The sequence below is a fragment of the Pseudomonas sp. ABFPK genome, assembly GCF_001586765.1.
In the GTDB taxonomy this organism is placed as follows: domain Bacteria; phylum Pseudomonadota; class Gammaproteobacteria; order Pseudomonadales; family Pseudomonadaceae; genus Aquipseudomonas; species Aquipseudomonas asiatica.
Genome location: NZ_LQXW01000015.1, coordinates 82,367 through 105,758 on the forward strand (window position 1 = coordinate 82,367; position 23,392 = coordinate 105,758).

Genomic DNA, 23,392 nt, shown 5'->3' on the forward strand with positions numbered 1-23,392 from the left:
GAGTTTCAACTCACCTCAAGCCTTGATGTCCACGACGAACTGGCCACTTCGAGCAGCACAATAGTTGTCTTTCATGATGAAGCACTCAATGGTGTGGGTGCCGATGTACAAGGCCGTTTCATCCTTCCAGAGACTGCCCAGCTCAGAGGTCGACATTTCGAATCCGCCTCGAAGGCCCTTGTCCTTGGCAGCCTCCTTTCCTGTGTTCACGATCTGCCAATAAACCTTGAAAGGTGGTGCTACGTCGGTGGTTGCCATAAAATTGAGAGAGCAGCCTTTCCTTACAGGCACTCCGCTGCTGACATAACCGGTGCGGAAGCCGTTCTGTGACGAGCGAGCTAAAAGGTGCACGTTCCCTCCGGGGACTTTAGGCCAGGTCATTGGTTTCCGGTGCGGTGCATCAGCTAGGCGCTGGTTCGGGCTCCTGCGCTTCTCCCTCGATCTTGCGAGGGCCTGGAAGCTAGTCGGCAGAACTGCGCTCTCGACAAGAGGACGGCCCATGCGTGGCGCAAGTATGTCTATGACCGACTCCATGTCGTCCTGCTGAGCGGCGAGGGCAAAGTCTGACCTAGCCACTTCCAACCACTCATAGAATCCCTCTTTCAGGACAGGCTCATGCTCCCATCCGTCCGCGAAATTCTCACGAGGGTTAGAAGGGTTCTCAATCCATGTCACCCCGTTCCGCTCATGAATGAATCGATCCATGGAGGCAAGGATAGATAGGAGCGCCCCCGTTACAGCCCCCTCTTGGTTGTAAGCATGAGCAGCCAAGGTACTGATGATTATCGATGAGGGTCTTCCGTCTTCCACCTCAGAAAACCGCATGTCTCGATGGCGCTTCAGCAGTTGGATGGCCGCCTGCAGAGGTGTCTTCACCCGGAACGATGGGATGTCTTCAACATCTGCTTTCGCTTCAGCCAGCATCATCGCTCGACGCCTCTGATCGAACGCAGGCTTCATCCTGGCGTAGAACCAATCCGCATACCCCTTGGGATTGCTCGAAGGCCAGTCATCTGATCGAAGCCTGTAGTTTACGTGGGTGCGATCAGTGATGGAGATTGAGGTCTGGACGTGTGCCAAGCTCAACATTCGTTGTTCACGAAGAACCCGCTGTCGGTGTCCATCAGGAACTGAAGGCAGCAGATCCATGTGAAACTGGGCAGAGTCCGAATAATTCAGCGTCCAGCAGCGATCCCAACCCTGCGGCGGCTCCATACCGTAGCGTCTTGCATAGGCCATCAGCTCGGCCCCCAGAGCCTCGTAAACGTCTTCCTGGGTATTGCGCCCCTTACTCAGGTCAAACTCGAACACGACATCTAGGTCGTAGTCCTCCTCCCCGCTTAACGGACGGATGACGGTGCCCAGTCGAAATGAGCCTTGGGCATAAGCCTGTATATCAACACCATTGAACTGCGAATCGGCTCTCTCCAGCCAGGTGCACACCGACCGGTAGCTCCGATCCGCAGCTTCGTATCGTTCAGGCGGAATATCCAATGCAGTCGCGAGATCGCCAATGAAGTGTTCGCCAGCTGTTGCGCGATTCATCGCTGGCCCTCCTTTCGGAATGCCTCAGGAAGGAAGCAGTCAACTTCATTGTTCGAGAGGGTGTATTCCTCATTGAGCTTCAGGGCATCCTGAGCCTTTTTGTAGGCTTTCCCATTGGTCTGTGGGGCGCTCTTATAGACTGCAGCCAGCTGGGCCTGCAAAGCTTCGCGACGTATCGCAGCCTGGTCGTAGGTAATCTGGCCGGCGTTGATATCCGTGAGCAGCGATAGGTAGGACTCACGGATAGTCCAAATACTCGCAGCAGCATCTCGATGCTTTTGAGCAACCCCTCCTGGATCAAAACCCTTCATGTAGCTGGTGATAAGCAGGGTTATGACGGAACATACCCCGGTAGCAATTTTGATCCACTCCGGGTCACAGAAGCCTGCTGCAACGGCGACCGTAGCCGTCGCAGCCGAGGCAATGAGCTGGGCCATTTTCCACCCATTGAGCCTTGCTGAGCAGGCATCCGCCATTTTTTCATGGGTCTTGTGGGTGTAGACGGCACGGCCAAAGCAATCCCTTACTTGGGCCTCAAGGCGACTCAGATCATTCATGAACAACCGGCTCCAGCCAGATTTCGGGAAGACGGTTACTAGCACGGTGCCACCTATCAATCAAGTCTCGGTGGCATGAGGTAAATGCAGACAGTATTCAGACTGGATTAGGATTGGAATGGGCGAGACGTGGTTTGTTCCTAATCTCTAATTTCTTTTCAAGCCTACTGATGTAGTTTATGAGCAAAACCTCTCTTGCGAGTACCAGTTCGTACTTTGCTTTCCAAGCCTTAATCTCCTCAATTTTCTTCTGATTCGACTCCCGAGCGGCAGTCTTCGTGAACTTTTTTGGCTTAGCATTCTGCTTCGCCATTTCTTCAGCTATGCGGGCGCGAATTTCATCGTGCTGCTTTCTATTGGCTTTGAGATAGCCACGCTTGAATCCTGCCTCCAAACACACAAGATCATAGGATAAAGGATCGTTAACGCCAACAATTAACGGCTTGCCATCCAATATTCGCCTCAATGCCGCCCAAAGCAACACCAACCCTTTTACACTCATTACGCGACTCCAAGTTTATGAGCCAGATCATTTAGCTCTAACAAAGTATTGTTTTCAAATTGAAATTCTGACGTCCCTTCCAGCCTGCGTACTGACTTCTCCTGAATTGCGATAAGCTTTATCAGTTTGGTCTGAACAATCGCTGCATTCGAACAGCCGTCACAACCTACAAAGCTGACCGCAATACGCTTTTCACACGGCCCATTCAATGTACATCCGCCGACGGGCGTTGGGCGGTAGAAAATTTGTCCCTTTTTCATTTTTCCAAGAGTTTTTTCCAAGCTATCTGCATAAGCAAGAGATTTAAGTGCCGGCTTTGAATTACGCTCAATCCAAGTACCTGCCGGCCCTTTTAAAACTTCGTCAGGAATTATCAACTCCTTTACATACTGGAAAGAACGGACAAATAGCTCAGACTCTTGATACCGGACAACCCATGCATCCTTGTCGCCCTCGCTTCTCTTAAGAATATTATGGGCATACACAGAGCCTTTAGCATAATAGCGAGACATAGTCACCGTCAGGTGCTTTAACATATTTTTAAGAGCAGCCAGACTTACAAGACCACTTGCCATAGCATAGACAGCCGTAGACCGTCGCAACTGATGAATCTTGAGTGGCCATTGACTTCCAACTGCAAATTTTTCCTCTGCCTCCCAGACGCGGAAAGGATTAAGGTTTTTGAGCTCCGCGACATGGTGCGCCCAGATAGCAATCGCAGCAGAAAAATGCATTTGATATCTAGAAGGCTCATAATTCCCACAAGTGGGCGAGTCAGAGTCGAGCGGCGATAGTTTTGCGCCAGAACTAGAGAATGGAAAATAGCCTACAGAGATGAATAAATACTGGTCACTCAATTTAACATCATTACATTCCAAGATGAGATTACAAATATACGATGCAGCCTCAAATGGCGCTTCCACATCAACAGATGTGTACCAGGCAACACGCTTCCTGACTCCTCGAAATTTGGTCGTAAACCCATTAAGCTTGCGAGCTTGAACTACGCCTTTTTTTGAAAGCACCTGAAGCGAACTGAGCTTAAGACTATATGCCTCAGACTTACGCATACCAGTGAAGGCATAAATAAGCATAATGCAAGCGTAATAAATCGCACCAAATTGACGAAGCAGCTCTACCACAGAAGTGACATTGTATTTATTTGCGTACTCAACAAGCCCCGCTTCTTCAAGTGCGCCCTCGTAGCTAGTAGATTTGCCGCGATGAGAATTTCCATTGCGGGCATAGTGCTCATCAGCTGAAATACACAACGCAAAATCACGAAGCCTATCCTTGACAGCCAAAAAATCCGCAACAACAGCCTTATAGTCCACCAGCATATTGAGATAAATCTCAGTAGGGATAATTTCTGTCTGGTGGTATTCACGAAGGGCATCACGTTCTGGAGATGGCCGCATTGCAAAGGGAATTGAGGCGGGTTTAAAGCCTACATACCGGAGCGGCAGAAAACTAAGCTTAACTACCAAGTCATGCAAAGCATCACAGCTGCTCGATGCACTTTTCTTATACAGCTCATATGCTTCACCGAGGTGCCTAGCGCTCGACAGAACTTCAAACACATTCAGGCCGGACTTTAGAGAGTATCGCCTTACGTGCTGAAGCGCTAAGTTGTAACGGTTCATTGAAGCGACGCCGAGAGGCTTCCCAGGAGACTGATAGGCATGCCGATCTAAAACCATCAATATACTTTTAGATTGCTTCAAGTTAATCGATGCTTGCGCCGACAGGCGCTCTCCTTTGTACACAACGGTAATCTGGTTCTTCTTGTTTACAGCTACCCCTCGATTATAAAGAAACCATGTATTGTCTTTGAAGCGCACTACAGCACCATCTGGCCCAATGCCGATGATATAGTCATCATGAGGCATGAACCAACCGTCACCATCGGCTAACCAGGGTGACGAAGACTCATCGAAATACTCGACCAAGCTCACCTTTGCCAATTAGATAACTCCAAGCTCGTCCAATATATTTAGCTTTGCTTGCCAATAAGCCGTCAACGATTCATTCTGAAATATTTTCTGACGCATAAGCGGAACCTGCACTCGCAAAACCTCACTAAACGAACCAATAGTTTTTAGCAGCCAACTTATCCTGGCTAGCGTCGGACCATAAGTCTGATGAAATTCAGAAGGATCACTCTGGATAGATTCCAGCTGAGTAATCAAATACTCCATGCTGATCAGCTTTTCAGCATCTTCCAGATTCATGTGCAGAATGTAGTGCTTACAAAACAAGCATCCGATTAAGTTTTTGCAATCTGCAGTAAAACCTTAATCCAAATCTATTTGAACAGCCTCGATCAAATTACCGACGCAACCACCGGCTTGTGTAGAATGATGTTCACTGACCGCATGACCAAGCCCCGAAAAATACATAACCCCTTCAGATATGACCACATCCTCATTACCAGAGGTATAACTATTGATAGCCGTAGTTTCAGTATGCTGTGCTGAATGAGCGGCAACAGCCAACCCATCATGATTAGTTTTCGAATTATGGTGATAAACCCGAAGCTCCTTGTAACCAATGGCATCTAAGCGAGGATTTACTAGCCTTCTTAACTTTTGAACCAAAGCTGCTGACGGGTTATCACCGACCTGAAGCGGCTCTTTCTTCAAATCGAAAGTACCGAAAAGATATTTAAAACCATTCACCCCCGGAAGGTAAGCTCTTAATTTAAAATAATCCCGAAGCCGATTGAGAAAACGGACACCGAAAATCACATCTACTGACTTGTTTTGTGCACGCCGCTTGATAGAGCGTAGTCGCTGAACCTCGGCCTCGATCTCCAGCGCCTCGCTCCATCGAATATTTGCAGCCACCGAAACGTTAGCGCTAGTGTTCAATATAAATATAAACAAAAAGCAATCATGCGCTAACATAGCCAAACGATGAATGTGCTCCTGCCTAAACTTCACAGAAAGCCTCTCAAACTTTGTTCGACTGGAAACCCCTTCATTGATCAAAGCCCCACCACTCAGCAGGCGCCGCATAACTATCTTGATAGCCTCAGATGGAGAGATAGTTCCTGCAGACTCTTGACTCAGTTTCAAAGCATGAGCCCTGATGACTGTAAGAATCACGCCACGCGATTTCTTTCTCTGGTTTTCGAAAATAGCTGTTTCAGTTATCAAAGGGTAGTATGTTGGTAAAAACCAGTAACTCTCACCGTACCTCTCAACAACCTTTGGCTGTTTATCATTACCGCACAAGAAACCCAAAACCTCTTTGAACACTGCATCCGCCACCCTATAGATAGGGAATAGCTTTTCTTCATCAGGCACACGGGTATGGTTCTGTTCATCTTTGCTGTAGCCAGGAAACTTTACCCCTACAGCAAAATTATAATCGGCGCCGGGGAAAATATCACTTGCGATTGACCCGACAACAGTCAAGATTCGATTAGCACCATTCCCTTTTCCAGTTTCGGACACGCCCTTGTCAAGCTTGAAAGAATATTTAATTAGCGCTGAGTGGTAGTTGCTAGGCCCATCAAGCACATCTTGAAGATCATTTGAGTCGCAAAACTCTAAAAACCCAGAAAACCTCGAGAATCTTTCATATACTGCAGATGGTGACAGTTTCATCTTCTTATCTATGAGCGAAGATGCAAAGCGACTCAACGGCTTGATTCGAGATGTACGGATAGAGCTAGGATTAACCCAGCGCTTCCTAAAAGGCCGTGTGGCATATCTGCGGGTATATGCCAAGTAGCCCACAGGCATTCTTCTGACCCTTGTATAGTCACGCACCCTCAGCTCTAGCTCGAGCAAGCAGGATGAATCTTGATCAAGATCTACGTCAGCACTTTCAGGCACATCAAGATCGATGATTACTGGTTCAAACAACGCCATGTTATTAATCATGGATGATCAACCTCTAACTTGCCATCTTCAAGCATCGACTGGAGTTTCATCTCCATAAAATCTTGAGCAATGTATGAAAGCTGCTGGGCCTGGATTTCATCGATATATCGTTCGGCGACCTCTCGGGAAGACTGCCCCAGCTTATCCATAACCAGATCGATAAGCTTAGTCATTTTCATTATCCCTTTATCGACAAGCTCGAGATTACCCATAACAAAGTTTGTTGCATACGTCGCACGCAAATTATGGAAGCGTACATAAGTGCTGTAACCCATGTCACGGAGACGAGGGGTAAGTTGCTGGCGAATAAAAGCATCAAGCGCTTTCCCAACCGGTATCGCTTGAAAGACACGATTTCCGGGGTCATTTCTTCGAGCGTAGTATGGCAAGCCTGTTTTCGTGATGAATAGGTAATCATTATCACAACCTGCCGGCATCAGCGCCAGGCGCTTGAGATAACGCTCCGACTTCAGATATGTGACAATTTGATTAACCAGCCAACCAGGGATGTAGATTTTAAAACGCTTCTGCTTCTTTGTGTCAGCACTATGCCCTTTGCCCACCTTCACCATAAACTCTTCTTGTCCGTCATATGCATCAAAAACCGAACGCTTTAAAGTAAGGACGGTTTGCTTTCGGGCAGACGTTGTCAAAGAAAGTGCGAATGCAATACTCATTTCTGTATTATCAATAGCTCGAAGCGCCTGCTCTATGGCTAGTTGATCGCTCTCGCCATAGGATCTAAGCTTCTGCGACGGCGCAGGAGCTATGCTTTTCACAGTAAGATCTGTTACACGGACTAACTTGGTGTACGACTTACCATATTCATTCTTCAATTGTATATGCCGCTCAGACTCCTCCCACATGGTGTGAGCTGGGGAGAAATAATTTTCTGACTTCGCCCACCTGTAGAATTCGGTCACCTTATAAATCTTTTCGTTAGCTCCGCCTTCTGCTTCTGGACGCTCATCTACAATTCGCTTCCAATGATAGCTATAACAGTAGGTAGATCGTCTCCTTAGCCTTAGGGGGAATTCAAACATCCCAACCCTCTCATCACGTAGAACCTTCCAGTGATCCTGTAGCGCCAAGGCTGTTTTATAGAGGGTGTTATGATGTGGCTGAGGGTAGTCCGTTGCCAATTTCACAAGGTAAAGGTTGCCCAGCACCCACGGTGAGCCATCCTCATTCAATAAGATCGGGAACTGATCACAATGATCATTGTGAGTCTCATCCATAGGCACGAATTTTTGAGTCTCTTGAAAATCCTCAAACGAATGGCGACCTGTAAAATAAGATTCAACCACATGGTCGCCGTACTCAAGCTTATCAAGCTTTGAGAATGGCTGCAGGAGTGGGAGAAAAGGAATTTTCTTGATCGACAGTTCGCCGATTGGACTTCCGTAGTTAATCACGACAACCTCCCACCTTCTGAATTTGCCCGACGAGAGCCGGCACCATGGTTCAACTGGCGGAAGAGCCTAGCCACAAAAAACAGCCTGCACAAGAACTTTTTCAAGAACTTCAGGGTATGCGAAAAACATACCCTAAGCCACTTTCCAAATAATTATCTATAAATTGACATATGGTTTTATTGCTTGCAGGCTCATATATCCATCCTCTTCTGCTCCGCACTTGCAACCACATAAAAATAGTGTCACCGTTGCAATGCTCGCCCACCAGCCTCTCTATTCCGTGGCCTCCAGCATCCAGCTCATGTATAACCCTTGGAATCTTATGTGCAATTCGAACCCTAGCCGATTAAGAAAACTCATATCTTGGTTCGCAAAACCACAAAATAATTGGGAGGCCAAACAAGAACGAGAGTTTATAGAGGCAGTTAATAAACTCCGAAATTTCTCCGTATCACCTAGCGGCAGATTATCAATCGATCCCGATGAGATCAGGGATTACGTCATAGCTCGACGTCAGGAGCTCAGCCACCTGGTTGATCCTAGGTACAGGAAGAAACGCGGCATCGACACTGATAGCTACGTAGTCGACGCGTGCGTTGAAGTAATCTCTTGGCGACGCTTGAGTGACAAGGCCGCTATCAGATACGTATGTCTGCAGGCGCTTGATGGCAGAGGGTTCAGCGTAGCGTCTGCCCGCTACATCTCGGCTGAAGATCCGGTTTCGCCATATCAGGACGAAGAGCGCCGGGTTTCTCGCAGGTTGATGGGAGTGACCAGCGAACTGGTACTGGAATGGCACCCTACGCTTGGGGCTGCGCTAGATGCTCATGACAGGGCCATTTGAGCCTAGAGTTGGGCGCACCCGCTGGGCCGGCTGGCGTAAACCGAGCCCAGGTGGAGCCCGGCCTCGTCCCTTCGGGCTGCCATCCTCGCGCCACCGGCCTTAGGCCCCCGCGCTCCGCTTGGCTTGGCACACACCTGGAAGTTTTCAATCAAGATTCAGATCTTTACTGGGCTTGATTGCTACTCAGGCTACTTTGGCCGGGCACATCTATGCTGCTCAAGATGAGCCATTTCCTTTTGCCACTCTGAAAGGAATTTCTCCCAGTCGTACCAATAGGCCCCCTCAAGCAGACGAGTCGAACCTCGGCTCGCGCAGTGAAAGCGCTGCTTCCAAGGCTCGGGGATGTCCCCATCACGCACAATCACGATACCGCCCGGTATCTCAGTGGCCGGTACCGATGGGAATGGGCTGCGTTGTTCTTGTCGTTCGATGACGTCAAGGATGACCAAAGCGTCAGCGGCTCGAGGATCACCAGGAGTGAGACCCGCGAGCGCCCAAAGCGCTTGCCGCCGTGCAGTCTCGCGTAAGCGCAAATCGTCATCACTGGCCATGACAGTGTCTCCTAGTGAAATCTGTGTCGGGCCAACATCCTCCAGGGAGGCTATTCCCGAGTTTCAAACGGGGCTCTCCCCCCTCTTGATATCTCGTGACGCTTAGCCTCCAGAAACTCCTGTTCCTTCTGGGTTCGTGCCTTCCGCCCGCGCTTCTTTATCGGATTGATAATGTTGCTTCGGATCTTGTTAAACCTCATCCGCGCTCGCAGCTCGTCCGTAATGCGTGAAGATGGCCAGCTTTCGGGGCGCTCAGAAGCAAGTAAACCATCCCGAAGAAGCATACCCGTCAACCACAGATTATCTACATAGTGATCAACGGAACGGCATTTGAACGAGGTTTTAAAATCTCGATAACCCAGGCAGTTAGCCACCATGCTGTACGCATGATTCAACTTCATGATAGCTCCGCCCGTTTTCGCCAATTTCCGCACCCTCCTAGCCTGATATTTAATCTGCGCGATGTTCATTCCTTTTGCGGTGCCGAGGGTGACCAACACGTCGGCTAACTTGTCATCCCTCAAGACATAGTCTTCATCCGGAGTCCAGTTCGAAATATTATTGGCGTTAAGGAACGCTTGCAGGTGCTCCCCCAAGCGCGAGATCGCAACTCGAGCAGTAAGAGTCTTTGGAATTTCTTGAGGTGCATACAGGACGATGTTCATTCCAACCAACCATCTTCGAAAAACTGTTTGCCCCTCATGATTAGTCAATACGGGCAAATCTTCAAGCACTTTTTTGCAGACTCGTCAATATATACTTTAATATTTTATTATATATTGACACACCAACCTATAATTTGGCCGGCTCCAGCCCTGATTAGAGCTTTCGAGCTGAGGTCAAGATTGACTCATCGGACTAAGGGTATGCCAAGTACATACCCTTTAGTTGCCTCGACAGTTTCACCACAGCTTGATAACCTCAAACTACACCTGCCCACCGCTTAAATCATTCGCTTTCCTCCAAGTGCCAGCACCCTATGAATACGAAAACACCCGAGATCAGCATCGCAGAGTTCAGAGAACGCTATCCCCTGCTGTTCGCTGATCCATCTGTGGATGACATCTACTGCAGCCGTGGATGGCATGGCCTTCTGGTTTCCCTGTGCGACACGCTTCAGGAGCACTTGGATCGGCATCCAGAGGTGCCACAGGTGGTGGTGGCACAGGTGAAGTCGAAGTTTGGCGAGCTGCATTTCTTCTATGACGGTGGCGATAGCTACTGCATGGGTGCTGTTGCCCTTGCCGAACAGATATCGTTGAAGACCTGCGAGCAGTGTGGCGCGCCTGGCAAACAAATCGGCGGCGGGTGGGTGAGTACGCTCTGCCCCATGCACAATGGCAGCATCCACACAGGAGAAAGCTAAGTGCCCACCATCATCAGTCTCAGCCAAGCGCGGAGACGCTTTCGACGGCTCGCCGCGCTCGCAATCGAAGGGCACTCATTCATCATCACCAGGCATGGAAAACCCTACCTGCTGATGGACGCACCTGAGCAATGGAACAACCCTAACCCTGAAAATTTCAGGGAAGGAGAACATTTGTACTCCTCTGTAAAACAACTTTACCAGGCGCACCACGGCCCAGAGCTGTGATCGAGGACGAGAGACATGAGCGAGGGCAGTGTGAACTCACTCACGGCACGTGAGGTTTCTCAGGTTCTGCGAGAGGCGGTGTTCGGTCGAAGCCAGATGCGAAAGACCGGGCACCAGAGATGGGACGAGATGTTCGTCGGCCTTTTCGTGATCGACATCGAAGGTTGGCGCATCACCGTTTTCAATGACTGTGATGAGCTGGACTACTGCGAGCGCTGCGAAAGCCCGGATGGGCGGGTTTGGTGTTTCGACCCTGGTGATCGATACGGGACGGATCCGATTGCCCTGCTCAGCACTTGGGAGCACGGAACGCTTCAGAGCCTGCTGAGATCGCTTTGAGAGTGGCCACACCTTGCTCTGGCAATAGGTGATAGCCGCACCTACGGCCTCCCTGACAGATCTATATCCAATCTTCTTCGCGGTGAGCAATGAGCTCTCTGCGTGGGAAAGGCAAATCAGCATCTCATACCCTTATCAGGAGCACTCCCAAGATGGAAATCTTCGACGACCCATCGGAAAAAGCGACGGCGTTGCTACACCGACTGGGTGTCCATGAAGTGTCTTCGGGGATCTGGGCGTTCACAGGCATGGACGTCGCGAGCCACGGCCATGTGCACCACTCTCAGCAGCCGGTTGCTCTTGCTGCATACGCCGCCATCAACCCAACGTTTGCAGCCGGTCGCTTTCCCGGATACACGCTAATTGACCTGGTTGAAAAATTGCGCTGCATGGACGGCACTGAATATGCCGCCTTAGCGAAGGTTTGCCAGGTGCCTCCACCGATAGACTGGTCACCCGAGGAACGAGGGAAAAAGTTCGGAGAGGTCGCTTGGCACATCGTTAGGAAATACGAGTTGAATGCCTGCTTCACTCAAAGTAAGCCGTGGGGGATCCAAGAAGGTAGTCATTACAGCATGCGTCCTTGCGGCTTCGATCATGATCGGTCAGAGCCTGATCCTGAGGGGTTAAAGGCGATGCGCCAAGCGTACAGAAAAATGACCGTTTTACAGCGAGTGATGGTACTTACGCTGCTTCACCTATATTCTCCAGGAAAGGATGACTTCTACCTGATAGGTGGCTGCCCGACCAAGATTTCTGCAGCTGAAGCACTTGGAGTTTTGCGAGCTGATGGAAATGCGATAAAGGAGTGGGGACTGCTCGTAACTCATTACGCAGGCTGGTGATGCTGAGTGAGGATACCGGACAGACCGCAAAGACTTGATCTCGAAGCTGAGCGCAGAGCTTGCAGACCTGCAGCGGGATGGAGGTCTAACAGGCCTGAAAATTTCGGTGAGCGTCGCAGAGCACACCCGTGCTCCAGCGGCTCAACGAAGATCCCGAGCCGCCAGGAGAGCTGTAATGCCAACCTCGTTGCAAACCGAGTTGGCATTCGTAGACTGACCAGCGGCTTCGTCAGCTTCTATAGGATACTGCTCAGAACCTTCTCCAGGCTCTCGCCCTTGCTGTTCTCAAAAACACCGGCTTCACCGAATAGTACCTGGATGTTGGCGTCGTCGAAGAACTCGGCTGCCGCGAAGTCGGATGCAGTGCTCGCAGGGAGCACCAGGATGAGCTTGGTATCAGCATTCCCGAAGCAATGCCGGTAATACGCAAGCTGGCCAACAGCGGTGTAAAGCTGTGTCGACATTGAGGCGCTGGTTTTGACCTCAAAGATCACCCTGGCCTTGTCTGTAGCCCTATCTACTAGCGCCAAGTCGACACGATGCTTACCGACCCGTAGCTCAGGATGTCCATCAATAAGCTCATCCAACTTGCGATGGAGGGCATTGCAGAGTGGGCCATGGAGATACTGGTACTCGCAGGGGGCGCCGCTTGGGGTATAGGACTTGCTGCCCTCAAACTCTTCCTGCCCCCGCCAATTGGCACCCGACTCATCATCGCCATCGAGAGCTACATCTGAGTCTTCGGCCTCATCCTCCAGTTCCGCCTTTCTCTGATCCTTGAGCTCTTTCACCTTGAAAAGGAACTCTGCGATGTCATTCGCAATGCTGGGGGAGTTTGTTGAAGATACAGCAATCACATCTGATGATCGCCCGTCGTCGTCAACCTCCATCAGCCAATCCTGAAAGTGCTCAAACGCGTCTGCACGGGGCACCCGGCCACGGAATGCAGTGAAGGTGCCGCGATGGCAGATTAAGGTTTCGCCTTCAGAGGCAGAAACCAATGCTCCTGAGACCTTGCGGTTTAGTCCGTCCGGAATGTTGATCTCAGCATCCGGAGAGAGGGTTCCCCCCTCGTAGCGCAGCTTGAACAGGTGCGCTTGCCGTCCATCCCAAGGCGGTGGAACAGCAAATAGCATCTCACCCAGGTTGGTCTCCAAAGCATAGGTGCGGCAAGGTGTTCGATCTCCGCTCGGAAATGCCCACTCTCTTTTCCCAAGTAATTCTGCTTGGTCGATGAGGGCCTGTTGGAATGAGCGAATGCCTCTGCGCAGTCGGGCATTCGCAGTGATTACCTGCACCACCTTGTACCTCCATATTTCCCTAATAGGCCATCAAGATCTTTGCAAAATTCAGTGAGGGCAAAGCTCGCAATGATAGCACTTCGACATATGCCGATCTTATGGACAGCCGTGTAGGACACTCTTTGCTTGGGAAACATCTTGAAGCACGCTGACACCTGCATCGTGCGGTCAGCTCTGCCCTCTGGCTAGGCAGAAACTCACCATCTTCAAATAGGAAATAAAATCCGAAATATTTCGGCATGTACCGGCCCGCAGGCCAGGTACAACAAGGTATCTAGGGATTCGACAAATCCGCGAAACTGGAGATTGCGGCGCGAGTCGCCGATGGATAACAATGCGCGGTATTGCCCTGTCACAAAGCCCTGCTTTCGAGACCGCGAGATAGGCACAAAAAGGTAAAATATCCGAGTCTTTCAGCCCGGCTCAGGAGCGTCTGTAGCGTATGCCTCATCTGCTAAAACTCCCTCAAAATCGGGCTGGCCGCGACTTCATTGTCGGTGACATTCACTTCAAAACACGAGAGCTCCATAGAGGCCTCAAGGCGCTCAGCTTCGACCAATCCGTCGACCGGCTGATAGCAGTTGGAGATCTCATCGACCGTGGGCCAGGCATGCTCGACGGACTGAAGCTATTAGGCGAACCGTGGTTCTTCACAGTGAAGGGCAATCACGAGCAGATGCTCATCGACGCCTATCGAGCTAGCCCTCACCTCCCCTACTCCGCTCATGGAGCGAGGTGGTGGCTCACGATTGATGACGAGTCCAAGCCCATGGTTATCGACAAACTGGATAGCTTGCCCATGGCTATCGAGGTGGAGACAGTTCGGGGCGTGGTCGGAGTGGTTCACGCTGATGTGCCTGTGGGATTGGCCTGGAATGATTTCACCCAGAGTCTCGAAAACCCTCAGATCCAGGATGTTGCTTTGTGGGGTCGCGAGCGGATCAAGAAGCATCATCGAGGTGGTGTGCCTGGCGCATGGCGTGTCTGTGTCGGCCACACTTGGATTCCGCATGCTCTACGTCTCGGCAATGTCCTTGCTCTAGATGTCACAGGCGGCGGAGATGGGCCTCTGGCGATCTACTCACTACAGGACGACGTCGTTTACGTGAATGGCGAGGCTTCGGGGATCGATCAGGTAGAGCGCCTTGGTGAGCAGCTGACTGAACTTGAGCAGTCGCTCATCTCACTGAAGACCCTAGCACACGCAAACAAGCTCATTGAAACTCAGATCGCGAGCCGGGAGGCTGAGGCCCGTGCTCAGCAAATCACATCTACCTGGCTCAATCTGGCTGACGATATCGCTGGTATGCAACAGCTGTTCAACGGCCTACACGGGCTGAGTCTGCTGCCTGAAGTGCGTCGGTCTGCCAAGCTAGAAGAGCTGCAGGCGCGGTACGTTGGCACACCCACAGGCGAACTGCTCCGTCGGCTATTTGGCACCGAGAACTAACTGATTTCTTTGCGGGGTTAAACCCGCAAAGAAATCCGAAAAAATCGGACGTGTTTCATTCGGAAGCCCGCCCGCGCCGAATTCTACGACCCACTCACTCCAAACCAATTAAAAGTCACCTAAACTTTTACTTTACCAAAATAGTAACCAATAACCACGAGCCCGATACTACTTAACTCATGAGGTATCACATTACCAGAAATTGCCACTATACATATCGTCACAATAACGACCAATGCTATCAAAGAAGGCAAGTTATCCTTAAGCCCCTCTGAATTAAATAGCTTTTCGGGTGTAAACCATTTCAACAACCCAACCACAACCAACAAAATTACAATCGGCACAATAGCCTTTAACACACTCCCCGCAACGGGATTAACATTTTCCCAAAAACCAGCCAGCATAGACCTTATATCTCTCGAAGCTTCAAGCGACTTATCAGAGCGCTCAAAAATCGACCAGATATAAAACCCAACCAAACTAATCATAGAGATGACAGGGACAAAAATTATCAACCACACAATATTCAAAAGGCTATGAATTACTGAGTATAGTCCCTTACTTGATGCGTCTTGGCCAGTTTCCGACACGTAACTCTCCCTTTAAATTCAACAATGTTGATTAACAGCCCAAAGCCCAGCTCTCTGACATGAAATACTCGAGCGCTGCCCATGAAGCGGCCAAATGCTACCATCTACCGACAACTCTTAACCATCCTCTGCTAGAAGATGGATATCCAGGGCAAGCGGGCAAAACTGGAGCATCGACTCTTTCAAGGTACAGCACCTACCTTCCATGCCCTAGATTCGCCTCGCTCATGTCGAGTTCACCCAGAACCATGCTTACCACCTCATCGCCAACCAAGTGTTGGCGGTGCAGGTTATACAATTCTAAGCGCTGAGCACGTAAGGCCTTCAGCCGCAAGCGGCGCTCAAGCTGATCCATCTGCTGCGCCAAGGCTCTCGCTTCATCGCTGTCGTTGTAGCTCTCCAACTCCTCGCGGTACTCCGCCATCAACCGCGCCTTTAGCTCAGTGGACATCGCTGCTTGAGCGGCATCCTGGGCTGAACCTACCTCGGCCACGTCTTCTGCCTCGAGCGCGTGGATGGCTGCTTCAGCGGTACGCTTCCAGACCTCCTGCACTTCCTGGTGCAATTTTTCATCCGGGCTCATGCTCACCCCGCGCAGCAGCAAAGGCAGTGCGATGCAAGCTGATATCAGCGAAAGCAGTATCACTCCGGCAGCGATGAAGATGAGTAGGTCGCGTTCTGGAAATACGGTGCCAGGAGCGAGGAGCAGAGGCACGGACATGACACCAGCCAAAGTCACCGCTCCACGCACACCGCCCAAGGTCAGAAGCCAGCAGGAGCGCGTGGTTGGCATAAGTACCAGTTCGGCCTTACCCCTCCAACGGCGGACTACCCCTATGCCTCGCCAGATGCTTTGCACCCAGACGAAGCGCAGTAGGATCAACACACCGAATATCGCCAGCACGTCCAAACAGCGGAACGCCAACGTCGGCCACAAGGTTGCCTCGTGACTTACCGCAGCCTTGATAATATCGGGCAGCTGCAGGCCCAGCAGCAGGAAGATCAGTCCGTTGAAGGCAAACTCCAGCAACGACCAAACACTGCGGTTGAGTAAGCGCGTGCTGGTTTGGCGAGGCAGCAGATCGAGCCAGCTCTGCATCATGCCAGCAGCAACAGCCGACAAGATACCTGAAACGCCCAGCCGCTCTGCCAGAACGTAGGCTGCAAACGGCAACAGCAACATGAATACGACATGAGTCGCTGGGTCATCCCAACCTCGGGTGATCATCCACATCCGGAGCCGCCCAAGCAGCCAGCTCAAAGCTACACCCACAGCCAAGCCGCCCAACGCCACCATCACGAACGACACGCTTGCGTCGGAAAGAGAGAACACACCTGTGATCGCCGCTGCTAAAGCGAATTTGAACGTCACCAGGCCAGACGCATCGTTGAGAAGGGCCTCCCCTTGCAGCATACGCATGAGAGGCGTTGGCAGCCTGCCTTGGGTGATCGCCGAAACTGCCACCGCATCCGTTGGTGAGAGTACAGCCGCTAAGGCGAATGCAACCGGAAGCGGAATGCTCGGCAGGATCCAATGAATAAAGTATCCAGCTACGACTACGGTGAATAACACTAGGCCCACGGCCAAGGCCACCACCGGGCCACGAATACGCCATAACTCACGTTTAGGGATACGCCAGCCATCGGCGAACAACAGTGGCGGGAGGAACAGGAAGAGGAACAGCTCGGGATTTAACGCAACGTGAAAACCCAACGTCGGCCATGCCAAAAGCGCCCCAGCGCCAATCTGCACGAGCGGCAAAGGTATGGGGAGCACCCTCCCGATTAGCTTGGAGACGCTTACTAGCATCAGCAGGATTAGGACGGTGTAGGCTGACTGCATGCTACGGAGTTCCTCGTCAATCGAGAGCGATGTACCAGTGTCGACGACCTGGACTTTGCCATTTGAAACAATATGTTAGTAGGAAAGTGGAGGGCTGGCCGCTGCACCAAAGTCGGATCGGGCAAGAGGATCTGTATCATGATGTTGCTGGGAATGTACATCCGATACGGAGTTCGTTCATTCCGTATCACCCGTAGTCGGACGCTATTGCCCTGCCTCACGCCTATAGATGCAATTACCCTGGAAGCACTAAACGAAGGCGCCCCGCCGACACAGCATTCCCTATTGGGTGCACGCATCATCGGCAGCATGTTCTCGTCATCGCAGTGAAAACGGAGTGTGACCTGCAGGTGACTCTTCAGCTAAGCACCAGGGAAGGATCACAATTGAAAAAGCCCCCAATTGGGGGCTTTAGCAAACCATCAGTGGAGCGTGTTACTGGGCGAGCCAGCCTTCCACCACGTCGCCACCATACTGGGCTTTCCACTCCTTGAGCAGCTTGTGATTGCCGCCCTTGGTCTCGATGATTTCGCCGTTGTGCGGGTTCTTATACTGTTTGACTTGGCGAGCACGGCGCGGGGCCTTCTCAGCTACAACTGGAGCAGCTGCACGGCGGCTCGCCTGCGGATCCAGAATGTTGATGATGTCGCGCAGGCTGTAGCCGTACTCAGCCAGCAAGTCACGTAGTTTGGTCTCAAATTCAATTTCTTTCTGCAGCTCAGAGCTGCCTTTTAGGGCTTCAAGCTCTGCGAGTTGAGCCGCGAGCAGCTGCTCAAGTTGACGGAATTCTGCCAGACGTGACATAGGCGCTCCTTCTTAGGGGTATCGGAAATAGGCTGACATCCTAAACCATTGAGGGCTATTTGTACGTTACATCGTAGATAGCCCCTAAACAGCTGTCCTGCAAACTGTCAGCGTGCACCTCTGATGTCAATTAGCCCAGCAGCAAGCGAGTTTTCCTAACACAACGTTCAAGTGGCTAGAACAGCGCATCAGGGTAAAAGCGGTCTCAGCTCAACGAAGGCCAGAGACCGACGCCCTGGCTCTCATACAGACTTCACTCCACAGAGCACCTTTAAAAAATTGCTGCTTTGATGACAGCCTCCCTACTAGCATCCAGCATCGGGCTTTCGTACTGACGGAGGAAATAGCTTTGCTCTTTAGCTACCGCTTGAAGGAGCTTATCCATGGCTACGGAAAGATGCAGCAGCCCAGTGAATTTTTCTTCAGCATCAAAGATGAACCGAGAACCATCTGGGACAATCAACCGCCTTGCTTGATCCTTATTAGCCCACAGATAATCTAAATACCTCTGCGTCTCAGCCAAAATGGCAAGCTCATAGAATGAGCCGACCGTAAGGTTAGCCATATTGGCATGATACATAATCGAAGCGATATCGAAACTGGAGATACTTACGCTCTGACCTTCCGCCTCGAGCTCAGCCTTTAGGTTTTTACACAACCTAATAGACTTACGAAGACCTCCAGCGGTACTTTCACAACGCTCCCGTACCTTTTTAATATGTAGGAAAGGCCAGTTCTCGAGAGTAGAATTTTTTTGCGCATCCAGAATTGTAACCGCACGATCATGTTTCTGCCGCGATGCCTGATAGTCTATAGTGTCATGCCAGTGGGAGGGTACTACATCAACTGGCCGTGCTAAAGATCCTCCTGACAGCTTCACTGCTTTAGCGCCTGAAGTATCTACATGAGCAGCGGGAAACGCCTCACGTAGAGAGCGGATTATTTCCGCCCTTCTGGCGGTCAGAACCCCAACAGACGTCCGACTGGTAGGCGAAATATATTGCCCTGTCCTGCTCATAGCTCCACGACTGTCGTAGGTGTGAAAATCCCCCTCCAACGCTAGTAGGTCGACGTCGCTCACCCCACGAATATGGACGTTCAGAGGTACCGAGCCCTGGAGCTCAAACTCCATGTTGCCCGTTAAACGCCTGGCAAGCTGATTGCTCACTCTTTCTGCGGTTTCCAAGCTGATACGTGTGTAGGTAGGGTCGACCTCTTGCATTGCGCCTAAAGCAAACGTGGTGTTGGGTTTGTCTTTTGCCCGGCGCTCCCACGTCTCCTGAGCAAGACTACGGTTAACGATAAAATCCTTAGCATCCATGGCGATTACTGAGGTTCTATCCATCCCTGAGCGCCGGGAACGGAGGCGATCAATACGGTCATTAATTGAGTTGCTCATTTTTCCTCCTCAGTTCCATACGCCCATAAGTGGGTCGCCCGTGACCATTGAAATAGTCGCCTGTAGCTTTATCCAATGATTTAGAGAATAAAAGATTTGCGCTACCCACATGCCCTTTGAGTTCGGGCTCACCAGGATCAGGGTCATTCCTATAGTTATAAAGCAACCGATACCCATCGGCCTCGTCATATACCAAAGCTGCGGTGATACTATTAGAGCCAGACTGGCTTGTTTTTAATCGCACTCGGATCTTGTCCCAAGTTTGACAAATGTAGACATGTGCATCCCAATTGTACGTGGGCTTTCCCTCCGCATCCAGCGTCGTCCCAGTGCACTGCCACTCACCTGAGAGATCCGGAACCTTCAAATATTTAACAGCCCAGCGCCATTTCCACACGGTCTTATTGAAAACCGCATAAAGAAGCGCAAAAACCATTCCTGCCCCCAATAAAGAGAGCGCAGTAGGCGGTAGATTTACGGGAAGATTATATTTCTTCGCCAAATCTCCGGCAGACAGCAACAAAAACACTGCAACACCTGAAATGGAACTGGCCAATATCGTCAGATACCGGCCAATTAATGCTCGATTGACACCGCCGAGCAGACTGTATTCATGATCGTGAATCATTCGAAGCAACCGTCCAATCAGCTTTGCGTGTGGGGTTTCACTAACTTCTAAATGAGGGGCTACCTTACGGCGGCCCCCGGCATTAAAAAGGCATTCAACAACTACTGCGTATGGCAGATTGAGGAGCATGTCCGGCAGCCATTCGACTGCGGGTAGGTATTACGAGCCTGGCGCACAGCGGTCACACACGTTGTGTGGTAACCGAGATCGAGGCGGTTGTGAGGGGCTGGTAGGTAGATGCACGAACTGGTGTGCACCTCATGGTCACCGTTGGCCTGCTTGTTCCGGTTCACGAAATACTGAGCCATGTCAGTTGCCTCGCTCTTTGTTCGATTGAGAAAGCACCGATCCTGCGAGGGCTTTAGTCGTGGCGTTGTATTTGTCGCTTTCCAGAACTCGGCTGGCTTTGGTCTCCATTTCGGCACTGGTTTGCTTACCAGTGGATGCCTGCGACATAGCCGAGCCCGCCAGCTCTTTCTGGATCGCAGACGAACTGCCGCTGCGAAGGACTTCGGAAGCCAGGGTGGCTACAGTGGAGGAGGTTTGCTTCGTATTTTTCGGCACGATGAAGTGCTCCTGTATCGATATTGGATCAAATAGGCAGGAGCAACCCTTGAGCGGAAAACCGGGCTGGATGGTTGACAGCCAGACTCGGTTTTTCTCTAATGGGCGTCCCACCAATGTCCGCATTGGCTCAGGGAAGGCGGTTATGCGTGCTCGGCGACCAAACTTTGCACGCATACCCGCTGCCTTTCTGAATCCGCAGCGTGCCCGCCAAAAACACAAGATGTGGGGTTTCTGGCGGAACGAGATACAAGATAATGGGGTCATTTTGGCAATGCAAGGTATCTCCCTTGTGGATAACTTGTGCGCAAATTGTTAGTTGGATCCCAAAATCGTGCTGTATGGATGCACAGCCCTTCAAACATGCGGGTTTCAGCCTCGTCGAGCCGTAACATTTGGCAATACTTTCCCGTTTTGTCCCCTACCAGAGCCCCGCGATATGGCGAACTTTCGCGACCGTGTCGGCCCTGAGCCTGCAGTTCGACATCTACATCCGCATGTTTGTGAAGCCAAATGACTACTGGCCAAGAGAGTGCCTCGTCCTGGCTCGGATCGGCTTCACGAAGGAACGTGTTGGGCATGCGCGAGCGCTGGTGCAGCGCTTGATGGAGCTGGCTCCCCAATTCGGCTATCGGTACTTAGCCATCGAGTCTGCCAATGCCAACGCATCAGAGTTCGCCGAAAGGCTGGGATTCAGCCCACGCGACAATGGCCGTCACTGGATCGGTGCGGTCGACGACGTGCAGAAGGCCTTGAATAGCTGATAGGTATGACGTGGTCGGCCAGAGACTCAATGGCCTTTCTCTGCCGGCCCGCCAAGGGCTCGAAGCTGATGATCAGTGACGGTTTGAAAACGATGCTCCGCCATCAACCTCAGACGCTCCAGCTCCATCCCCACGACCCCATCAGCTTCGGCCTTATGGTAGACCTTCAGCGCCTCCACAGCCTCGGTGTACAGGCGGTGGTCGGGCATGAGCACTTTGCTCAGATCTCTTTTCACGATCTCTCCCTTGCGCCATTGCGATCCCACACGACGCGATGCCATCAAGGCGTGTGTTTAGCCTACCACTGCTGATCAGCCTGGACGGAGTGGGCGTACATCAATGCTTCGTCAGCGAGCTCCAACATATCGGCCAAGGTTCCTGAGTCTACGGCGTGCGTATCACGTAATGCATATGCTTGGTGCAGAAGCTCCCTGTGATGTTTCTTGGGTGCGAGGAGCAGGGCCTCGGTATCGTTGAGCAGCTGCCGCCACTCTTGGATCGACATTACGGGCAGATTGGTGCCTGTCATGGCGGCATTCTCTGTAGCTGTATGGGTATACAGTATTCGAAAAATCCACGGCTGCATAGGTAGTGCGGACGAAACGCGCCTGCGATGAGAGTTAAGGTTGGCCGAAATTGAGCAGGGCTTGCCGAGCATCCCACAAAGCCTGGTTTCGGATTACACAGCTTGGGTTCACGCAAGCGGTATGCGACAGCCCTCACCCGATACTATTCACGTCCTTTTCACATGCAATGTGGGAACGTTAGCTATCCCTACGTGTGATAGAAGCTCCCTTGCCCGCCTACCAGGGGGCTTTCTTTTGCCCGCAAATACCCTGATCGAAGGGCGGCCCAAGAACGCGTGATCGCCGGCATCTGTGCCCAGCGACCACCAGAGTGCTGATTTTGACGTCTATGCCACCTGCTGCCAGGCCGCTGATCGGTCGCGAGTTGTCTTGCACGCCAAGCCCTGTCGCAGACCCGCATTCCCCCGGCTGAACAGCTTGAATATCTCCCCTCCGGCTTGAACAGATACGGCATCACCTCGACAGTAATAGGCTCACCTGAATTCTGGACGCTAACCCGAGGAGCACCATGCGCACTGGCTACTGTGACCTTGATGGGAGCCGTTGTATCACCATGTCGCAGAGCGTTGCCTATCAGGTTGGAGAGCACTTGGGAGATACGGTCAAGCGTCAGACCCGATTTCTCCCGCGTGCCTCTTCCAGTTCACGTAGGTCGTCGTGAATTTTCTATAGCCGTACACAGCTCCGCTTTCCAGCCAAGCATGCTCAATCAGCCCGACTTGAAGTTGATCTTCTTAGGCTCGCGCAGACTGGAGCTTTGCAAGCCAAGCGTAGTAGCCGCTGGGATGCATCTTGAGGGCGTGGCAAAAGCGCTGCACTAGGTAAAGAAGGTTCACCGACCACTGCATCAGGTCAGTGGTTACCGATGTTCGAATACCGGGCAACATCGACGGCATCGGTTTGACCCAAGGCCATTTAGGCCAGGTTCATAGCGCTTCCGGTCATCATCCTCAAGTGAAAAATCCCGGGTGGAATGGCGGGCGCACCGTGGTTCACGCCCTAAGCAGAGTCATTTTCGTCACCCATTGCGTACCGCCTCTGCAAGTGGTAAATAAACTTACCACTTAGCTAGGCCATTCCTTAGAGCGACTGAGTTCTATGAGGTAATGGTGCCATTCTCCTCTGAACACCGACAGGTGCAGTAGAAGCAGCTGAGCGTTGCATTTCCGCCCCCCTTCACCTGGCTTGCGAACTACAAAAAATGAAATCAGGTATCAAATTTAGCCACAAAATCATGTGCGCAGCATCGCTAGGGATTCTCCGATCAAGTCAGCACAGGCCATCTGACCTGTGCTGAAATAGCCCTCCGTCCAACTGCCCTCTACAAGCCCGCCATCCCATGAGCCAGATGAGCTTTTCCGATTTCGAGTACGCCGGTAA

24 protein-coding genes and 1 pseudogene are annotated in these 23,392 nt (G+C 51.4%); 6 read left to right on the forward strand and 19 right to left on the reverse strand.

Annotation, left to right across the window (positions count from 1 at the left end; genetic code table 11):
• Nucleotides 1–15: 15 nt before the first annotated feature.
• The 8 genes from WM94_RS12445 to WM94_RS12490 form a co-directional block, all read right to left on the reverse strand.
• Entirely contained in the window at nucleotides 16–1,545 is a 1,530-nt protein-coding gene (locus WM94_RS12445; protein WP_061551310.1) for a nucleotidyltransferase, read from the reverse strand.
• Nucleotides 1,542–2,102 (reverse strand): SLATT domain-containing protein, encoded by a 561-nt coding sequence (locus WM94_RS12450; protein WP_061551311.1) that lies wholly within the window; start codon nucleotides 2,100–2,102, stop codon nucleotides 1,542–1,544. Before WM94_RS12450 ends, WM94_RS12445 begins: the two co-directional genes overlap by 4 nt.
• A gap of 97 nt (nucleotides 2,103–2,199) precedes the next feature.
• A complete protein-coding gene (locus WM94_RS12455; RefSeq protein ID WP_061551312.1) occupies nucleotides 2,200–2,604 on the reverse strand; it encodes a hypothetical protein in 405 nt (134 codons plus the stop codon).
• A complete protein-coding gene (locus WM94_RS12460; RefSeq protein WP_061551313.1) occupies nucleotides 2,604–4,568 on the reverse strand; it encodes a tyrosine-type recombinase/integrase in 1,965 nt (654 codons plus the stop codon). The genes WM94_RS12455 and WM94_RS12460 overlap by 1 nt, the downstream gene beginning before the upstream one ends.
• Nucleotides 4,569–4,835, reverse strand: coding sequence for a hypothetical protein (locus WM94_RS12465; RefSeq protein ID WP_156485963.1), 267 nt, complete (start codon nucleotides 4,833–4,835; stop codon nucleotides 4,569–4,571).
• A 63-nt stretch (nucleotides 4,836–4,898) separates the two neighbouring features.
• Nucleotides 4,899–6,494: a hypothetical protein gene (locus WM94_RS30110; protein WP_156485964.1), complete on the reverse strand. Its 1,596-nt coding sequence runs from the start codon at nucleotides 6,492–6,494 to the stop codon at nucleotides 4,899–4,901.
• A complete protein-coding gene (locus tag WM94_RS12475) occupies nucleotides 6,491–7,909 on the reverse strand; it encodes a site-specific integrase (RefSeq protein ID WP_061551316.1) in 1,419 nt (472 codons plus the stop codon). The genes WM94_RS30110 and WM94_RS12475 overlap by 4 nt, the downstream gene beginning before the upstream one ends.
• A 1,445-nt stretch (nucleotides 7,910–9,354) precedes the next feature.
• Nucleotides 9,355–9,969, reverse strand: a complete 615-nt coding sequence (locus WM94_RS12490) for a hypothetical protein (protein WP_061551318.1) — start codon at nucleotides 9,967–9,969, stop codon at nucleotides 9,355–9,357.
• A gap of 314 nt (nucleotides 9,970–10,283) precedes the next feature.
• Here WM94_RS12490 and WM94_RS12495 point away from each other — a divergent pair, with 314 nt between their 5' ends.
• The 4 genes from WM94_RS12495 to WM94_RS12510 all read left to right on the forward strand — a co-directional run bounded on the left by WM94_RS12495 (nucleotide 10,284) and on the right by WM94_RS12510 (nucleotide 12,082).
• On the forward strand, nucleotides 10,284–10,670 hold the full coding sequence (locus WM94_RS12495; RefSeq protein ID WP_061551319.1) for a hypothetical protein: 387 nt from the start codon (nucleotides 10,284–10,286) through the stop codon (nucleotides 10,668–10,670).
• Nucleotides 10,671–10,898 carry a type II toxin-antitoxin system Phd/YefM family antitoxin gene (locus WM94_RS12500; RefSeq protein ID WP_061551320.1) on the forward strand — a complete coding sequence of 76 codons (228 nt, stop codon included), beginning with the start codon at nucleotides 10,671–10,673 and terminating at the stop codon, nucleotides 10,896–10,898.
• Between the two features lie 15 nt (nucleotides 10,899–10,913).
• Complete coding sequence (locus tag WM94_RS12505; RefSeq protein ID WP_061551321.1) at nucleotides 10,914–11,237, forward strand: hypothetical protein; 324 nt, start codon at nucleotides 10,914–10,916, stop codon at nucleotides 11,235–11,237.
• Nucleotides 11,238–11,389: 152 nt separating this feature from the next.
• Nucleotides 11,390–12,082 carry a hypothetical protein gene (locus tag WM94_RS12510; protein WP_061551322.1) on the forward strand — a complete coding sequence of 231 codons (693 nt, stop codon included), beginning with the start codon at nucleotides 11,390–11,392 and terminating at the stop codon, nucleotides 12,080–12,082.
• A 236-nt stretch (nucleotides 12,083–12,318) separates the two neighbouring features.
• On the opposite strand, the gene WM94_RS12515 is transcribed toward WM94_RS12510, so the two are convergent.
• Nucleotides 12,319–13,383 carry a hypothetical protein gene (locus tag WM94_RS12515; RefSeq protein WP_256207013.1) on the reverse strand — a complete coding sequence of 355 codons (1,065 nt, stop codon included), beginning with the start codon at nucleotides 13,381–13,383 and terminating at the stop codon, nucleotides 12,319–12,321.
• Nucleotides 13,384–13,825: 442 nt separating this feature from the next.
• Here WM94_RS12515 and WM94_RS12520 point away from each other — a divergent pair, with 442 nt between their 5' ends.
• Nucleotides 13,826–14,833, forward strand: coding sequence for a metallophosphoesterase (locus WM94_RS12520; RefSeq protein ID WP_061551323.1), 1,008 nt, complete (start codon nucleotides 13,826–13,828; stop codon nucleotides 14,831–14,833).
• A 119-nt stretch (nucleotides 14,834–14,952) separates the two neighbouring features.
• Here the strand turns inward: WM94_RS12520 and WM94_RS30115 are convergent, their stop codons facing one another.
• The 6 genes from WM94_RS30115 to WM94_RS12540 form a co-directional block, all read right to left on the reverse strand.
• Entirely contained in the window at nucleotides 14,953–15,423 is a 471-nt protein-coding gene (locus WM94_RS30115) for a hypothetical protein (RefSeq protein WP_156485965.1), read from the reverse strand.
• A gap of 196 nt (nucleotides 15,424–15,619) precedes the next feature.
• Nucleotides 15,620–17,266 carry a Na+/H+ antiporter gene (locus tag WM94_RS12525; protein WP_061551324.1) on the reverse strand — a complete coding sequence of 549 codons (1,647 nt, stop codon included), beginning with the start codon at nucleotides 17,264–17,266 and terminating at the stop codon, nucleotides 15,620–15,622.
• 435 nt (nucleotides 17,267–17,701) lie between these two features.
• Nucleotides 17,702–18,070, reverse strand: a complete 369-nt coding sequence (locus WM94_RS12530; protein ID WP_061551325.1) for a histone-like nucleoid-structuring protein, MvaT/MvaU family — start codon at nucleotides 18,068–18,070, stop codon at nucleotides 17,702–17,704.
• 271 nt (nucleotides 18,071–18,341) lie between these two features.
• Nucleotides 18,342–19,469: a hypothetical protein gene (locus WM94_RS12535; protein ID WP_061551326.1), complete on the reverse strand. Its 1,128-nt coding sequence runs from the start codon at nucleotides 19,467–19,469 to the stop codon at nucleotides 18,342–18,344.
• Nucleotides 19,453–20,226 carry a hypothetical protein gene (locus WM94_RS29065; protein ID WP_256207014.1) on the reverse strand — a complete coding sequence of 258 codons (774 nt, stop codon included), beginning with the start codon at nucleotides 20,224–20,226 and terminating at the stop codon, nucleotides 19,453–19,455. The genes WM94_RS12535 and WM94_RS29065 overlap by 17 nt, the downstream gene beginning before the upstream one ends.
• Nucleotides 20,227–20,406: 180 nt before the next feature.
• Nucleotides 20,407–20,661, reverse strand: coding sequence for a hypothetical protein (locus WM94_RS12540; protein ID WP_023128610.1), 255 nt, complete (start codon nucleotides 20,659–20,661; stop codon nucleotides 20,407–20,409).
• Nucleotides 20,662–21,119: 458 nt separating this feature from the next.
• Between WM94_RS12540 and WM94_RS12545 the strand changes: the two genes are divergently transcribed.
• Entirely contained in the window at nucleotides 21,120–21,425 is a 306-nt protein-coding gene (locus tag WM94_RS12545; protein ID WP_156485966.1) for a GNAT family N-acetyltransferase, read from the forward strand.
• A 26-nt stretch (nucleotides 21,426–21,451) separates the two neighbouring features.
• On the opposite strand, the gene WM94_RS12550 is transcribed toward WM94_RS12545, so the two are convergent.
• The 4 genes and pseudogenes from WM94_RS12550 to WM94_RS29085 all read right to left on the reverse strand — a co-directional run.
• Nucleotides 21,452–21,661: a hypothetical protein gene (locus WM94_RS12550; protein ID WP_082810567.1), complete on the reverse strand. Its 210-nt coding sequence runs from the start codon at nucleotides 21,659–21,661 to the stop codon at nucleotides 21,452–21,454.
• A gap of 62 nt (nucleotides 21,662–21,723) precedes the next feature.
• The gene (locus WM94_RS12555) at nucleotides 21,724–21,954 is read right to left on the reverse strand and encodes a hypothetical protein (protein WP_061551332.1); all 231 of its coding nucleotides are present in this window, start codon (nucleotides 21,952–21,954) and stop codon (nucleotides 21,724–21,726) included.
• A gap of 245 nt (nucleotides 21,955–22,199) precedes the next feature.
• Nucleotides 22,200–22,601 carry a sensor histidine kinase gene (locus tag WM94_RS29080; RefSeq protein WP_256207015.1) on the reverse strand — a complete coding sequence of 134 codons (402 nt, stop codon included), beginning with the start codon at nucleotides 22,599–22,601 and terminating at the stop codon, nucleotides 22,200–22,202.
• Nucleotides 22,602–22,624: 23 nt separating this feature from the next.
• A pseudogene (locus tag WM94_RS29085) lies at nucleotides 22,625–22,836 on the reverse strand (IS3 family transposase); the annotation flags it as partial.
• Between the last annotated feature and the right edge of the window lie 556 nt (nucleotides 22,837–23,392).

Coding starts and splice junctions, on each gene's coding strand:
- WM94_RS12445 (WP_061551310.1), bottom strand. CDS start 1,545: ATGAATCGCGCAACAGCTGGCGAACACTTCATTGGCGATCTCGCGACT.
- WM94_RS12450 (WP_061551311.1), bottom strand. CDS start 2,102: ATGAATGATCTGAGTCGCCTTGAGGCCCAAGTAAGGGATTGCTTTGGC.
- WM94_RS12455 (WP_061551312.1), bottom strand. CDS start 2,604: ATGAGTGTAAAAGGGTTGGTGTTGCTTTGGGCGGCATTGAGGCGAATA.
- WM94_RS12465 (WP_156485963.1), bottom strand. CDS start 4,835: ATGAATCTGGAAGATGCTGAAAAGCTGATCAGCATGGAGTATTTGATT.
- WM94_RS30110 (WP_156485964.1), bottom strand. CDS start 6,494: ATGATTAATAACATGGCGTTGTTTGAACCAGTAATCATCGATCTTGAT.
- WM94_RS12490 (WP_061551318.1), bottom strand. CDS start 9,969: ATGAACATCGTCCTGTATGCACCTCAAGAAATTCCAAAGACTCTTACT.
- WM94_RS12495 (WP_061551319.1), top strand. CDS start 10,284: ATGAATACGAAAACACCCGAGATCAGCATCGCAGAGTTCAGAGAACGC.
- WM94_RS12505 (WP_061551321.1), top strand. CDS start 10,914: ATGAGCGAGGGCAGTGTGAACTCACTCACGGCACGTGAGGTTTCTCAG.
- WM94_RS12510 (WP_061551322.1), top strand. CDS start 11,390: ATGGAAATCTTCGACGACCCATCGGAAAAAGCGACGGCGTTGCTACAC.
- WM94_RS12520 (WP_061551323.1), top strand. CDS start 13,826: ATGCCTCATCTGCTAAAACTCCCTCAAAATCGGGCTGGCCGCGACTTC.
- WM94_RS12525 (WP_061551324.1), bottom strand. CDS start 17,266: ATGCAGTCAGCCTACACCGTCCTAATCCTGCTGATGCTAGTAAGCGTC.
- WM94_RS12530 (WP_061551325.1), bottom strand. CDS start 18,070: ATGTCACGTCTGGCAGAATTCCGTCAACTTGAGCAGCTGCTCGCGGCT.
- WM94_RS12535 (WP_061551326.1), bottom strand. CDS start 19,469: ATGAGCAACTCAATTAATGACCGTATTGATCGCCTCCGTTCCCGGCGC.
- WM94_RS29065 (WP_256207014.1), bottom strand. CDS start 20,226: ATGCTCCTCAATCTGCCATACGCAGTAGTTGTTGAATGCCTTTTTAAT.
- WM94_RS12555 (WP_061551332.1), bottom strand. CDS start 21,954: ATGACAGGCACCAATCTGCCCGTAATGTCGATCCAAGAGTGGCGGCAG.